At 67.9% G+C, this 14519-nt stretch carries 10 protein-coding genes; 4 read left to right on the plus strand and 6 right to left on the minus strand.

The genetic code is table 11. From position 1 onward, the window contains the following. Entirely contained in the window at positions 1-2244 is a 2244-nt protein-coding gene (locus ACNFIA_RS15880; protein ID WP_416786429.1) for a molybdopterin cofactor-binding domain-containing protein, read from the plus strand. 71 nt (positions 2245-2315) lie between these two features. On the opposite strand, the gene ptrC is transcribed toward ACNFIA_RS15880, so the two are convergent. Then, positions 2316-2516, minus strand: coding sequence for a type III secretion system co-regulatory protein PtrC (gene ptrC / locus ACNFIA_RS15885; RefSeq protein ID WP_259754540.1), 201 nt, complete (start codon positions 2514-2516; stop codon positions 2316-2318). Between the two features lie 208 nt (positions 2517-2724). On the opposite strand from ptrC, the gene ACNFIA_RS15890 reads away from it, so the two are divergent. Continuing rightward, positions 2725-3060 (plus strand): ribonuclease E inhibitor RraB, encoded by a 336-nt coding sequence (locus ACNFIA_RS15890; protein WP_184595409.1) that lies wholly within the window; start codon positions 2725-2727, stop codon positions 3058-3060. A 387-nt stretch (positions 3061-3447) separates the two neighbouring features. On the opposite strand, the gene ACNFIA_RS15895 is transcribed toward ACNFIA_RS15890, so the two are convergent. The 4 genes from ACNFIA_RS15895 to ACNFIA_RS15910 form a co-directional block, all read right to left on the minus strand. Next, complete coding sequence (locus ACNFIA_RS15895) at positions 3448-4107, minus strand: DsbA family oxidoreductase (protein WP_416786433.1); 660 nt, start codon at positions 4105-4107, stop codon at positions 3448-3450. Positions 4108-4245: 138 nt separating this feature from the next. After that, positions 4246-6657, minus strand: a complete 2412-nt coding sequence (locus ACNFIA_RS15900; protein WP_416786435.1) for a TonB-dependent siderophore receptor — start codon at positions 6655-6657, stop codon at positions 4246-4248. 444 nt (positions 6658-7101) lie between these two features. After that, entirely contained in the window at positions 7102-8037 is a 936-nt protein-coding gene (locus tag ACNFIA_RS15905; RefSeq protein ID WP_416786438.1) for a FecR domain-containing protein, read from the minus strand. Beyond that, positions 8037-8540, minus strand: a complete 504-nt coding sequence (locus tag ACNFIA_RS15910; RefSeq protein WP_416786440.1) for a sigma-70 family RNA polymerase sigma factor — start codon at positions 8538-8540, stop codon at positions 8037-8039. Before ACNFIA_RS15910 ends, ACNFIA_RS15905 begins: the two co-directional genes overlap by 1 nt. 253 nt (positions 8541-8793) lie before the next feature. On the opposite strand from ACNFIA_RS15910, the gene fusA reads away from it, so the two are divergent. Next, positions 8794-10902: an elongation factor G gene (fusA, locus tag ACNFIA_RS15915; RefSeq protein WP_259754546.1), complete on the plus strand. Its 2109-nt coding sequence runs from the start codon at positions 8794-8796 to the stop codon at positions 10900-10902. 775 nt (positions 10903-11677) lie between these two features. Here fusA and ACNFIA_RS15920 read toward each other — a convergent pair. Beyond that, positions 11678-13153, minus strand: coding sequence for an ATP-binding protein (locus ACNFIA_RS15920; RefSeq protein WP_416786443.1), 1476 nt, complete (start codon positions 13151-13153; stop codon positions 11678-11680). A 213-nt stretch (positions 13154-13366) separates the two neighbouring features. Here ACNFIA_RS15920 and ACNFIA_RS15925 point away from each other — a divergent pair, with 213 nt between their 5' ends. Next, positions 13367-14518 (plus strand): acyl-CoA dehydrogenase family protein, encoded by a 1152-nt coding sequence (locus ACNFIA_RS15925; RefSeq protein WP_259754548.1) that lies wholly within the window; start codon positions 13367-13369, stop codon positions 14516-14518. Position 14519 lies beyond the last annotated feature (1 nt).

The raw sequence follows: 14519 nt of genomic DNA on the forward strand, positions 1-14519 counted from the left end.
ATGCTCGAACCCCGTATCGACGAACAGCCGGCACAGCCCGGCAGCATCCTCAACATCAGCCGCCGCAGCTTGCTGCGGGGCGCTGGCGGCCTGGCCCTGGGCATCTATTTCGCGCCGCTGCTGGGCAAGCTGGGCGACGCCCAGGCAGCCGGCGATTTCGACGCCAACGCCTTCGTGCGCATCGCCCCGGACGGGACCGTCACCGTGATCGCCAAGCACGTGGAAATGGGCCAGGGCAGTTACACCGGCCTCGCCACCCTGGTGGCCGAGGAACTGGACGCCGACTGGAACCACGTGCAGGTGGAAGGCGCCCCGGCCGATGCCAAGCGCTACGCCAACCTGGCCTTCGGCAACCTGCAGGGCACCGGCGGCAGCAACGCCATGGCCAACTCCTTCGAGCAGATGCGCAAGGCCGGCGCCAGCGCCCGCGCCATGCTGGTGGGCGCGGCGGCGGAGCAGTGGAAGGTGCCGGCGGCGCAGATCGAGGTGCATGACGGCGTCGTCAGCCACCCCGCGTCCGGGCGCAAGGCCGGCTTCGGCGAATTGGCCGAGGCAGCGGCGAAGCAGCCGGTGCCGGCGGACGTGAAGCTGAAAGACCCGAAGGACTTCAAGCTGATCGGCCAGGTCAAGCTGCCGCGCAAGGACAGCCCGTCCAAGACCGACGGCACCGCGCAGTTCACCCAGGACGTGCACCTGCCGGACATGCTGGTGGCCGTGGTCGCCCACCCGCCGCGCTTCGGCGGCGTGCCGGCGAAGGTCGACGCGAGCAAGGCCAAGGCCGTGCCCGGCGTGGTCGAGGTGGTGCAGTTCCCCGGCAGCGAGCGGCGTTTCGCCGGCGTGGCGGTGCTGGCGAAGAACACCTGGGCCGCGCGCCAGGGACGTGACGCCCTGCAGGTCGAGTGGGACGAGAGCAAGGCCTTCAAGATGGGCAGCAAGGAAATCTTCGCCCAGTACCACGACATGGCCAGCAAGCCGGGCCTGGTGGCGCGCAACGAGGGCGATATCGGCAAGGCGCTGGAGAAGCCGGCGCACCTGATCGAGGCGGAGTACCAGTTCCCCTATCTGGCCCACGCGGCCATGGAGCCGCTGAACTGCGTGGTCTTCCTCAAGGAGGACGGCTGCCAGATCTGGAACGGCGAGCAGTGGCAGACCGGCGACCAGATGTCGGTGGCGCAGCTGCTGGGCATCCCGCCCGAGCAGGTGAGCATCACCCAGCTGTACGCCGGCGGCAGCTTCGGCCGCCGCGCAAACCCGCATTCGGACTACGTGCTCGAAGCGGTGGCCATCGCCAAGGCGGCCCGTGAACAGGGCGTGAAAGTGCCGATCAAGATGGTCTGGACGCGCGAAGACGACACCCGCGCCGGCTACTACCGCCCGGCCTTCCTGCACCGCGCTCGGCTGGCGGTGGACGCCCAGGGCCAACTGGTGGGCTGGGAGCAGCGGCTGGTGGGGCAGTCCTTCATCATTGGCACGCCGTTCGAGAAGTTCATGGTCAAGGACGGCATCGACAAGGTCGCCGTCGAAGGTGCGGCCGACCTGCCTTACGCCGTGCCCAACCTGCGCGTCGAGCAGGCGCTGGCGGACAACATCACGGTGCCGACACAATGGTGGCGTTCGGTGGGTCATACCCACACGGCATTCTCCACCGAGACGCTGATCGACGAAGCGGCCGTCGCCGCCAAGCAGGACCCGTACGAGTTCCGCCGCAAGCTGCTGGAAAAACACCCGCGGCATCGCGGCGCGCTGGAACTGGTGGCGCAGCGGGCCAACTGGCTGGCGCCGTTGGAGAAGGGCAAGGATGGCGAGCAGCGCGGCCGTGGTATCGCCGTGCACGAATCGTTCGGCAGCTACGTCGCCCAGGTCGTGGAAGTGACCTACAAGGCCGACAAGAGCTTCAAGGTGGACCGCGTGGTCTGCGCCGTGGATTGCGGCCTGGCGATCAACCCGGACGTGATCCGGGCGCAGATGGAGGGGGGCATCGGCTTCGCGTTGTCGGCGGCGCTGCACAGCGCCATCACCCTGACCGACGGCAAGGTCGACCAGTCCAACTTCCATGACTTCCAGGTATTGCGCATCAACGAGATGCCGGTGGTGGAGGTGCACATCGTGCCGTCGGCCGAGCCGCCGACCGGTGTCGGTGAACCCGGTGTGCCGCCCCTGGCGCCGGCGCTGGCCAACGCGCTGTTCGCGGCCACCGGCAAGCGCATTCGCACCCTGCCGATCGGTAACCAGCTGCAGGCGTGATGCCCGCCCCCTGACACAAATGCCCCGCACGAGCGGGGCATTTGCTTACCAGGGTCTACGCTTTCAGAAGATCAGGCGACCAGGGCCTGCGGTTCCTGGCAGATCAGCTCACGCAGCGCGCGCCGCTCGTCGGGCAGGGTGGCTGCGCTGTGCAGGGCCAGGCCGCCGTCCCCATCGGGCACGGCAATCTCGGTCTCGAAGTGCAATTGCACCTCGTCCAGGGTGATGTAGGTGATGCGGTAGGCCTCGGTGCTGTGCGTGGGAGTGGGCATGGTCGCAGGCTCGATGAGGGGGAGGGCGCAGGCCCGATGGAGGCATCGTCGCGCTGAGCGGCCAAGCTCGGAAGTGAAACGCCGTGATGGTGAACATCACCGAAGGCGATGGTGCCGGCGAGATTTTCCGGCAGTTGTCATGCAGGACGGGTATCCTGCGCGGGCGTGCCCACACCGGGCACTTTGTAAATCGAATTGGAGCAGTGACATGAGCCGCGACAAGCAGCTTTTCCCGGACGACGAAATCGGCGACGCCCTGTGGGCCCTGCAGGAAGACGGCGAAGACCTCTCCCTCGAGCATGAGGTGGAGTTCGCGGTGATCTTCCCGGACGAGCAGTCCGCCCTGGACTTCGCCATCATGCTGCTGCAGAACGGGCAGAAGGTGGCGTACTCCGAGTACGACGGCAACGACAAGCTGCCCTGGCAGGTCCTGGCCTACCCGGTGATGGAGCTGTCCCACGAGCACATCAGCGGCTACGCCGCGCTGCTGTCCGAGCACTCCGCCGACCTGGGCGGGCAGATGGACGGCTGGTCGGCGCTCTGATCGGCTGATGCTGCACGAAAAACGGCGCCTTCGGGCGCCGTTTTTCTTTTGTCGCCAATAGCATCGGGCCGAACGTGTAGGAGCGGGCCATGCCCGCGAAAAGCCTTCCCGGCAGCGCCTGGCGTCAAGCGGGTTCGCGAGCAAGCTCGCTCCTACAATCATGCCGTGGAACGCTGACCCTCTCATGTAGGAGCGGGCCATGCCCGCGATCGCGCGCATGGCGCGCTCCTACAGGGGAGCACCGCGTTTGCGTCGGTGTAGGGCGCATAACGCGCCAGCGTTATCCGCCGCACCGGTCCTGTAGATAACCTGTTCCAGGATATGCGCCCTACGGCCCTACGGCCCTACGGCCCTACGGCCCTACGGCCCTGCGCCACGGCGGAAGGCTCACTCCGGCAACGGCGCATGGCGCGCCACCTGGCGCAGCGCCTGTTCGTAGTAGTCGGTGCTCTGTGCGCCGGAGATCAGTTGGCGGCCGTTGAGGATCACCGCGGGCACGGCGCGGATGCCGTGGCTGGTGTAGAAGTCCTCCTCGGCCACCACCTCGTCGGCGTAGGCGTCGCTGTCGAGGATTTCCCGCGCGCGCACGGCGTCCAGGCCGACGCTGACGGCCACCTCCAGCAGCACTTCCGGGTCGCTCGGGTCGCGCCCCTCGCCGAAGTAGGCGTGCAGCAGCGCCTGCTTCAGGGCGATGTCGCGGTGCGATTCACCCGCCCAGTGCAGCAGGCGGTGCGCGTCGAAGGTGTTGTAGATGCGCGTGCGCTTCTTCAAGTCAAAGCGCACGCCGACTTCCTCGCCCATGGAGCGCAGGTGTTCCTGGTTGCGGGCGATGTCCTCGGCACTGCTGCCGTACTTGCGCTGCAAGTGCTCCACCAGGTCTTCGCCTTCGGCGGGCATGTCGGCGTTGAGCTCGAAGGGCTTGATGCGCAGTTCCACCCTCAGTTCGCCGTCTACCCGGCGCATGGCTTCCAGCAGGCCGTTGAGGCCGATGGCGCACCAGGGGCAGACCACGTCGGAGACGAAATCGATGGTGATGGCGTCGCTCATGGGGCGAACTCCGGCAAATGGGCGAGCTTCCAGCATGGACCCGAATGGCCGTTCCCTTCCAGTGGCGAGACGGCCGGGCGCGGTATTTTCGTGCCGGGGCCGGCCACGATGGGGTGCGACGTCCCTGTCGCAGGGGAATCAGAAGTCGACGGTCATCGACAGTTTCAGGGTGCGCGGGTCGCCCTGGGTCAGGTAGCCGCCGATGGTGGAAGCCCAGTAGGCCTTGTTGGCGACGTTTTCCAGGTTGGCGCGCAGGGTCACGGCGCGTTCGTCCACCGTGAAGGCGTAGCGGGCGCCGAGGTCGAAGCGCGTCCAGGCGGGGATGCTCAGGTCGTTGGCGGCGTCCAGGTACTGGCCGCCGGTGCGCAGCACGCGGCCGTTGAGGGCGGCGCCCTGCAGGCCGGGCACGTCCCAGTCGGCGCCCAGGTTGTACTGGAAGGTCGGCACGCCCACGGCGCGGTTGCCGTCGGTCTTGCCGCCGGCGGTGTTCTTCAGTTCGGTGTCGATCCAGGTGCCGCCGGCCAGCAGGCGCAGGCCGTCCAGCGGTTCGCCGAAGAGGTTCAGCTCGATGCCGCGGTTCTCCTGCTCGCCGTCGACGCTGAAGAGCTTGGAGTCCGGATCGGTGGTGCTGAACGGCTGCTCGATGCGATAGAACGCCAGGTTGCCGCCGTAGCGGCCGAAGTCCAGCTTGGCGCCGACTTCCACCTGCTTGGAGCGGTTCGGCGCGAAGACTTCGCCGAAGTTGGCCGCGCTGCTGGGCGCGGTAGGGCCGGCAGCCAGGCCTTCGATGCGGTTGGCGTAGAGCGACAGGTACTCGGTGGGCTTCACCACCAGGCCGTAGACGGGCGTGGTGATGGATTCGTCGTAGCTGGCGGTGCGCTTGCCGGCATAGTTCCAACCATCGGTGCCGATGCTCTGGCGGCGCACGCCGACGGTCAGCAGCACGCGGTCATCGAGGAAGCCCAGGATGTCGGCCGCGGCCACGCTCTTGTTCAGCGTCTTGCCGACGATGCCCGGGTCGCTGTAGTCGCCGCCGGTCAGGGTTGGCGCGGGCTTGGGCGTCTGCACCGGATGGTAGAGGTCGGTCGGGTAGCGCTTGCTGATCATGGTGTAGGCGCTGCGCTGCTCGGCCCAGATGCCGGCGACGCTGAGGTTCATCTGGTGGCTGACCGGCCCGGTGGCGAAGTGGCCGTTGAGGCCGGCCATGGCGCTCTTGTTGTCCTCGTCGTGGGTGGCGTCCATCATGCCGCCGCCCGCGGCGCCGCTGTCGTCGGTGAGGGTGAGCGCCGAGTAGGCGCCGTTCTCGCGGGTGTGCTTGGCGCCACCGGAGAGGTAGGCCGTCCAGCTGTCGTTGAGGTCGTACTCGGCGCGGAACAGGCCGAAGGTGTCTTCCAGCTGGGAATAGCTCCAGGACTGGGCGTAGTTGTGGTCGGCGTCCGGGGCGTGGGGAATGCCGGTGACGCCGCTGCCGACGTAGACCACCGGGCGGCCCTGGTTGATGCGCTGCTTCTGGTAGCCGAAGTCGGTCACCAGGCGCAGGCGCTCGCCCCGGTAGTCGAGGTTGACGGTGGCGAGCTTGTAGCGCTGGTTCTCGTCGTCGACGCCGGTTTCGCCCTCGCGCTGGGCCAGGTTGACCCGTGCGCCGAAGCGGTTGTCCTCGCCGAAGCGCTGGCCAAGGTCCAGGTGTTCGCCGATCTGGTTATCGCTGCCGTAGCCCAGGGTCACGCTGCGGGTGGGGGTGTCCTCGGCGCGTTTGGTCTGCAGGTTGACCGCGCCGCCGATGCCGCTGCCGCTGGGCGTCACGCCGTTGATGAAGGCGTTGGGGCCCTTGAACAGCTCGACGCGCTCCAGCGACTCGGTGCCGATGATCTGCCGCGGGGTGACGCCGTACAGGCCGTTGAGCGAGACGTCGTCGGTGCTCAGTGGCAGGCCGCGGATGACGAAGATCTGCGAGAAGTTGCCGTAGCCGTTGCCCTGGCGTACCGAGGCGTCGTTGAGCAGCACGTCGCCGACGGTCTGTGCCTGGGTGTCCTGGATGGTCCTGGCGGTGTAGCTGGCGAAGCTGAAGGGCACGTCCTGAATGTCCTGGTTGCCCAGCATGCCCAACTGAGCGCCACGGGCGACCTGGCCGCCGGCGTAGGCCGGTGGCAGGTCGCCGGGCTGCTGCAGCGCACCGCTGACGGTGGTGGCGTCCATTTCCAGCGCGCCGCTGTCATCGGGGGCGGCCTCCACGCCGTAGCCGCTGCGCTTGCGCACCAAGCGATAGCCGCTGCCTTCGAGCAATCGCTCCAGGCCCTGCTCGGGGGTGAAGCTGCCGTTCAGGCCCGCACTCTGCTGGCTGTTCAGCGCCTGCGCCTCGAACGCCAGCGGCACCCCGGCCTGGGCGGCGAAGCGCGCCAGCACCTCGCCCAGCGGGCCGGGAGCGATGGCGTACTGGCGCTGCTGGCTGGCGGCTTCGGCGGCCAGAGCCGGCAGCGCGACGCCGCCGGTCAGGGCCAGGCCGACGGCCAGGGCAAGGGAGTGCGGGCGAAGGCGGGAGCGGAGGAGCATGGCGTGTTCCTGTCGGTGAATGGAGGGGTTCTGCCTCTTCACCGGGCGAGATCGAAAAAGGTGTCAGGGTGGGCGAAAAAATTTCAGGTGTTGGGCTTATGTTGCAGGGGCGAGCTTGCTCGCGAACCGCCCAACGCCCGTGTGGCCGGAGAATCTGTTCGCGAGCAAGCTCGCTCCTGCAGATGACCGGATATTTCGGAGTGGGGCGTGCCCTCACCCCAGCCCTCTCCCAGAGGGAGAGGGAGCAGATCGTGCCGGCTGATGCAGCGGGTCTTGTCCTGCACCGAACGGCCCCTCTCCCTGAGAGAGAGGGCTGGGGTGAGGGGGAAGCGCGGGCACAGGGGTAGCCGTTGGTAGGGCGCATAACGCGCCAGCGTTATCCGCCGTCGTGGCAACGACGCATGACCTGTTCCAGGTTTTGCGCCCCACGCGGGTGCTGGCCATTCACGCCGGCTCCACCGTCACCCAGTACCGCGTCATCCGCCGCAGCCTCACCGGCAGCATGTCCGCCAGCAGCGCGAGGCCGGCGTCGCTGTCGCCCAGCGGAATGGCCCCGGTCACGCGCAGATCCGCCAGACGCGGGTCGCAGCGCAGGACGCCGCTGCGGTAGCGGCCCAGTTCGTCCAGCAGGTCGCCCAGGCGCATGCCCTGGGCCAGCAGCATGCCGTTCTCCCAGGCGCTGGCGTTGGCGTCCGCTGCCTGCAAGGGCTGGAATCCCTGCGGGCCGAAGACCAGTTGCTGGCCGGCGCCGACCCTCTGGCTCGCAGACCCCGGCAGCTCGACGCTCACCGCCTTGTCCAGCACTGCCACCCTGCACGCATCGCCCAGGTCGCGCAGGCTGAAACGCGCCGCCGCTGTGCGCAGCAGGCCATGGCGGCTGTCCACCAGGAAGGGGCGTGGCTCGGCCTGCGCATCGAGGAGGATCTCGCCTTCGAGCAGGCGCAGGCGCCGCTCGTGGGCTTTGAAGGCCAGGTTCACGGCACTCGCGGTATTGAGCGTGAGCTGGCTGCCGTCGGGCAGGCGCAGGTGCTTGCGCTCGCCCACGGCGGTGCGCAGGTCGGCGTTCCATTCCGCCCAGGGCAGGTGCCGCGCCGCCAGCCAGGCGGCCGGCGCCACCGCCATCAGCACGCCCAGGCGGTTGAGCATCTGCCGGCGGCTCAGGCCGCTGCGTTGCAGGCTCTGCCGGCCGAGGCCCGGCGGCAGCTGGCGCAGGCCCAGCAGCGCTTCGGCGCGGCGCCAGGCTTCGGCGTGCTGCGCGCTGCGTGCCCGCCACTGTTCGATGGCCTGCAGGTCGGCGCTGCTGGCGGGGCGTTCGTTCAGGCGCACCAGCCAGTCGGCGGCTTCGCCGAGGATGCCGGGGTCCAGCGGTTGCTCGCGCATCAGGCCACGCTCAGGCAGGCAATGAAGCCGGCGCGCATGTAGCGCTTCACGCTGGCGAGGGAAATCCCCAGGCGCTCGGCAATCAGCGGGTAGGTGAGGCCGTCCAGTTGCGACAGCAGGAAGGCTTCGCGGGTGAGTGCCGGCAACTCGCCCAGGGCGGTATCGATGCGCTCCAGCGCTTCGAGGATCAGCTCGCGGGTTTCCGGGCCGGGCACCGACTGTTCCGGCAGCGCGGCGACGCTTTCCAGGTAGGCGCGCTCGATTTCCTGGCGCCGCCAGCGGTCCACCAGCAGGCCCTTGGCGATGTGGGTGAGAAGCGCGCGCGGGCGTTCGCCGACGTCATCCAGCGGCCGCCGCAACAGGCGCAGGAAGGTGTCATGGGCGAGGTCGGCGGCATCCCAGGCGTTGCCCAATCGGCCGCGCAGCCACTGCTGGAGCCAGCTGTTGTGCTCGTTGTAGAGGGTGTGCAAGTGCTGCGGGGACGGGGTTTCGACGAGGGCCACAATGAGTGCGTCAGATTTTCATTTGAGAATGCCTATCATTTTATGGTTTCCCCTTGGCATAGTGCAATGGCGACGCAGTCGGTCGGACGACGGCAACCTCGGCGCACCGAGACTGGAATTGCCACGAAGACGCGCTACCTTGAGCCTGTTGCGCGCAGAAATTTCTGCTGCCGCACGCCCTCTCGCCGTCCCGCGCAGGCAACGGACCCGCAGCAGCAGGCCCGGCAGTCACCCAGCAGATACGGAGCACACCATGGCTCGCACCACGCCCATCGAGCTTTACCGCAACATCGGCATCGTCGCCCACGTCGACGCCGGCAAGACCACGACCACCGAGCGCATCCTGTTTTACACCGGGGTGAACCACAAGATGGGCGAGGTGCACGACGGCGCGGCGACCATGGACTGGATGGTGCAGGAACAGGAACGCGGCATCACCATCACCTCGGCGGCCACCACGGCGTTCTGGCAGGGCTCGACCAAGCAGTACGACCACAAGTACCGCTTCAACATCATCGACACGCCCGGCCACGTCGACTTCACCATCGAGGTGGAGCGCTCTCTGCGCGTGCTCGACGGCGCGGTGGTGGTGTTCAGCGGCGCCGATGGCGTCGAACCGCAGTCCGAGACGGTCTGGCGCCAGGCCAACAAGTACCACGTGCCGCGCCTGGCCTACGTCAACAAGATGGACCGCCAGGGCGCCGACTTCCTCCGCGTGGTCGCGCAGATCAAGCAGCGCCTGGGCCATACCCCGGTGCCGATCCAGCTGGCCATCGGCTCGGAGGAAACCTTCGCCGGGCAGATCGACCTGGTGAAGATGAAGGCCATCGTCTGGAACGACGCCGACCAGGGCACTAGCTACACCGAGGAACCGATCCCCGCCGAGCTGCAGGCGCTGGCGGAGGAGTGGCGCTCGCACATGGTCGAGGCCGCCGCCGAAGCCAACGAAGAACTGATGAACAAGTACCTCGAAGGGGAGGAGCTGACCGTCGAGGAAATCAAGGCTGGCCTGCGCCAGCGCACCCTGGCCAACGAGATCGTCCCGGCGGTGCTGGGCTCCTCGTTCAAGAACAAGGGCGTGCCGCTGGTGCTCGACGCGGTGATCGACTACCTGCCGGCGCCCACGGAAATCCCCGCGATCAACGGCACCGATCCGGACGACGAAGAGAAGCACCTGGAGCGCCATGCCGACGACAGCGAGCCGTTCTCCGCGCTGGCGTTCAAGATCGCCACCGACCCCTTCGTCGGCACCCTGACCTTCGCCCGCGTCTATTCCGGCGTACTGACCAGCGGCGACGCCGTGCTCAACTCGGTGAAGACCAAGAAGGAGCGCGTGGGGCGGATGGTGCAGATGCACGCGAACCAGCGCGAGGAAATCAAGGAAGTGCGCGCCGGCGACATCGCCGCGCTGATCGGCATGAAGGACGTCACCACCGGCGACACCCTGTGCTCCATCGACAAGCCGATCATCCTCGAACGCATGGACTTCCCCGACCCGGTGATCTCCGTCGCCGTGGAGCCCAAGACCAAGGCCGACCAGGAAAAGATGGGCATCGCCCTGTCCAAGCTGGCCCAGGAAGACCCCTCGTTCCGCGTGAAGACCGACGAGGAAACCGGGCAGACAATCATCTCCGGCATGGGCGAGCTGCACCTGGACATCATCGTCGACCGCATGCGCCGCGAGTTCAACGTCGAGGCCAACATTGGCAAGCCCCAGGTGGCCTACCGCGAGGCGATCCGCAAGAAGTGCGAGATCGAAGGCAAGTTCGTCCGTCAGTCCGGCGGCCGCGGTCAGTTCGGCCATTGCTGGATCCGCTTCGAGCCGGGCGACGAGGGCAAGGACGGCCTGGAGTTCGTCAACGAGGTGGTCGGCGGCGTGATCCCGCGCGAGTTCATCCCGGCGATCCAGAAGGGCATCGAGGAGCAGATGCAGAACGGCGTGCTCGCCGGCTACCCGCTGATCGGCCTGAAGGCCTCGGTGTTCGACGGCTCCTACCACGACGTCGATTCCAGCGAGATGGCGTTCAAGATCGCCGCGTCGATGGCCACCAAGCAACTCTCGCAAAAGGGCGGCGCGGTGCTGCTGGAGCCGGTGATGAAGGTCGAGGTGGTGACGCCCGAGGACTACATGGGCGACGTGATGGGCGACCTGAACCGCCGGCGCGGGCTGATCCAGGGCATGGAAGACACGCCCGCGGGCAAGGTCATCCGCGCCGAGGTGCCGCTGGGCGAGATGTTCGGCTATGCCACCGACGTGCGCTCGATGTCCCAGGGGCGGGCGAGCTACTCGATGGAGTTCACCAAGTACGCCGAGGCGCCGGCGAACATTGCCGAGGCGATCATCAAGAAGGCCAACGGGTGAGGTGATCCTGGGCTGACGACGGCGCCTGCGGGCGCCGTTTTTCATCGACCTTGCTCGCGAACCGCCTGTCGCCGATGCACCCTGTAGGAGCGGGCCATGCCCGCGACCCGCCGGCAGCGCCGGCGCCGTGTTCGTGCTCGAATGTCGATCCTGTTTGGCAGCGTCGACCTGGGCGTTCCCGCGCCGCTTCGGCGTGTGCGGATGTATTGTGGTTTCGCCCCCTAGGGCGACCTACTTTGCCAAACGACGCAAAATAGGCAAAGGTCTTGCCCCGGACATCCGGTTTTTCGCTCAGGCGAAAAATGCCCTCGCTCCAGCGAAGTCCCAGGGGTACGCTGCGGTGGGCCATCCCTGGCCCATCGCGGCTCTCGCGGCATCCATGCCGCTCACCCCCTGAAACTCCGCTTCCACTCGGCCTCCTGAACGGGGCCGTTGGGCGTGCACGGCTATTTCTCTAGATGTCTTCAGGAACCAGAGCGGTGCTGATTCTGTAGGAGCGAGCTTGCTCGCGAACCGCTTGGCGCCGATGTGTACGGCTCAACGCCCGCGATCGCGCCGGGTGCGCTCCGCAGGTTGTCTCCAGCGCTTCGGCTCTCGTAGGAGCGGAGCCTCTCCGCGAAGAGCCGGCAAGGCCGGCCGCGGGTAGGTTCGCGAGCAAGCTCGCTCCTACAGGTGGGCGCTTTGTGTCGGTATGTCCCATTAGAGGTGGATGTCGCCGCGAGGGTGCGCGCGGACAAGGTTCGCGCTTACAGGAGGTGCAGGCCCCGGCGAAACGTCACTCCGCCAACGGCAGCTCGAAGCAGAACATCGCGCCGCACGGCTCGACGTTTTCTGCCCAGATGTCCCCGCGGTGCCGCGAGACGATGCTCTGGCACAGCGCAAGACCGATGCCGTTGCCGCTCACCTTGGAGGTGAAGAAGCCGTCGAACAGCCGTTCCTTGGCCCCGGCCTCGATACCGCGGCCCTGGTCGAGGACCGCCAGGCGTGCGCTGTCGCCCTCGCGGGAGGTGCGGATGCGCAGCAAGCGGCGTTCCTCGGGAAGGTTGAGCATTTCCTCGACGGCGTTGAAGGCGAGGTTGAGGATCACCTGGCCGACCAGCACCTTCTCGCAGCTCACCCACAACGGTTCGTCACAGCGCTCCAGCTCGACCCGCACGTTGCTCGGCTGGGCCTTGAGGCTGATGAAGTAGAGGGTCTCGCCGAGCAGTTCGTTGAGGTCGATGCGCTGTTCGGCCTGCTCCAGCTTCACCACGTATTCGCGCACGCTCTTGATGATCAGCGAGGCATGCTCGATCTGCCGCACGGCGCTGTCCAGGCCCCAGGCGGCGGAGGCTTCGGCCTTCTGCTCGCGGTCCAGGCGGATCAGCGCGCCCTCGATGAAATTGCGCGTGGCGGCCAGCGGCTGGCTGAGTTCGTGGGCGATCGCCAGGGCCATTTCGCCCATGGCGTTGTAGCGCGCCAGGTACTCCAGCTTCTGGTCGCTCTGGCGTTGCGCCTGGGCCGCGCGGACCTGCTCGGTGACGTCGCGGAACAGCAGCAGGTGGCCGACCAGGTCGTCCTCGATCTCGATGTAGCGGCAGGTCGCGTGGTGCCAGCGCCATTCGCCGTCCAGGCGCTGCAATTGATAGCTGACGGAGTAGGGCTCGCGGCTGGGCGGCTGCATGGCCAGGTGATGTTCCAGGCGCGGGCGCGTGGCGCTGTCGCAGCGGCCGAGGAAGTTGTGCGCCATCCAGTCGTCCTGGCTGCCGCCGAGCAGCGGCAGGGCGGATTCGCTGAGGAAACGCAGGTTGCCGTCGGCGTCCAGCACCGCCACGCCCTCGGCGAGGTCCTGCATGAAGGCCTTCAGGCGGCTTTCGAAACGCTGCAGGTCGCGCTCGACCTGCTTCTCCTTCGAGATATCGCGGAACTGCACCATCAGTACGTCGCGCTCGTGCAGGGCCACGCGGGTGGCGACCGCTTCGGAGAGGATCTCCACGCCCTGCTTGGAGCGGTAGCACCACTCGATGGTGCGCTGGCCGGTGCGCGCGGCGCCCTCCAGCCAGCGCAGGCCCACCGAACGGCGGTACTGCGGGGCCTTGGCGGTCATGTCTGGGGCCTTCAGCGGCACCAGCTCCTCCAGGGTGAAGCCGAGCACGGCCAGCGCCGCGTTGTTCGCCCAGAGGATTTCCTTGGTCTGCGCGTCGTGGAGGATCACGCACAGCGGCATGGCCTGGAGCAGGGCGAGGAAGTCGTCGGGCTGGGGCTGGAACATCGGGCACGCTCGGGCAGGCAGGTGCTGTCTTTATACCGCGCAGCGTAGCGCGAAGGGACTGCGGAGTAACCCGGCGGCGACTAGGGGATTCCTTTAGACGCGGGGCTGCACGCCCCAATGGTTGGGCGGGCAGGGCGGTTCATACACTGGCCCCAACGACGACCGCCCCGCATCGAACGGGCCGGCCCTACAAGAACAACCGGAGATGACGCCATGCTGCGTGCCGCCCTCGCCGAACCGCTCGATGCGGACGGCCGTGCCCTCGAATTCCAGCGCGTGCTCGATGAAGTCCGCCAGCGCCGCGAGGAGTTCGACACCCGCTCCCATGTGCCGCGCGACATGATCGAACGCTTCCGCGACGTGGGCATCTACCGCGCCGCGACCCCGCGCTGCTTCGGTGGCGATGCGCTGCCGCCGGCCGAGTTCCTGCACCTGGTGGAGCGCATCGCCGAAGCCGATGGCTCCGCCGGCTGGGTCGCCAGCTTCGGCAGCGCCAGCACCTACCTCACCGCGCTGCCGCGCCACACCCTCGCCGAGCTCTATGCCGACGGCCCGGACCTGGTGTTCGCCGGCGGCCTGTTCCCGATCCAGCCGGCGACCCAGGTGGAAGGCGGCTGGCGCGTCAGCGGCACCTGGAAGTTCGCCAGCGGCTGCAAGGGTGCCGACGTGCTCGGCGTGGGCATCGGCATCGGCGGGCCGGGCGGCAAGCCGCGCACCGCGCTGCTGCGCGCCAGGGACGTGGAGATCGTCGAGAACTGGAACGTGGTCGGGCTCAAGGGCACCGGCAGCCACGACCTGAAACTGGACAATGCCTTCGTTCCGGATGACTGGACCTTCATCCGCGGCGGCGAATCGAGCATCGACGAGCCGCTGTACCGCTACCCGACCATCGCCTACGCCGCCCAGGTGCTCGCCGTGGTCAACCTTGGCCTGGCCCGCGCGGCGCTGGACGAGATCACCCGCATGGCGTCCTCCAGCGGCGTGACCGGCGCGCCCAAGCTGGGTGACCGGGCCTACGTGCGCATCGAGATCGGCAAGGCCGAAGCCGAGCTGCAGGCCGCGCGCGGCTTCTTCTATGACGCCACCGAGGCCGTCTGGAACGCCATTCTCGCCGGCGATGCGGTCAGCCCGGAGCAGGTCAGCCAGCTGCGCCTGTCCGCCGTGCACGTGTCCCGCGCCGGCGCCGACGTGGTGCGCCGCGCCTACACCCTGGCCGGCACCACGGCGATCTACCTGCACCACCCGCTGCAGCGCTACCTGCGCGACGCCATGGTGGTCACCCAGCACGCCTTCCTGAGCGACGGCATGTACGACGGCGCCGGCGCGGTGCTGCTCGATGTGCCGCCGTTCCCCGGATACATCTGAC

The sequence above is a fragment of the Pseudomonas sp. NY15437 genome, assembly GCF_048068435.1.
In the GTDB taxonomy this organism is placed as follows: domain Bacteria; phylum Pseudomonadota; class Gammaproteobacteria; order Pseudomonadales; family Pseudomonadaceae; genus Pseudomonas; species Pseudomonas nitroreducens_B.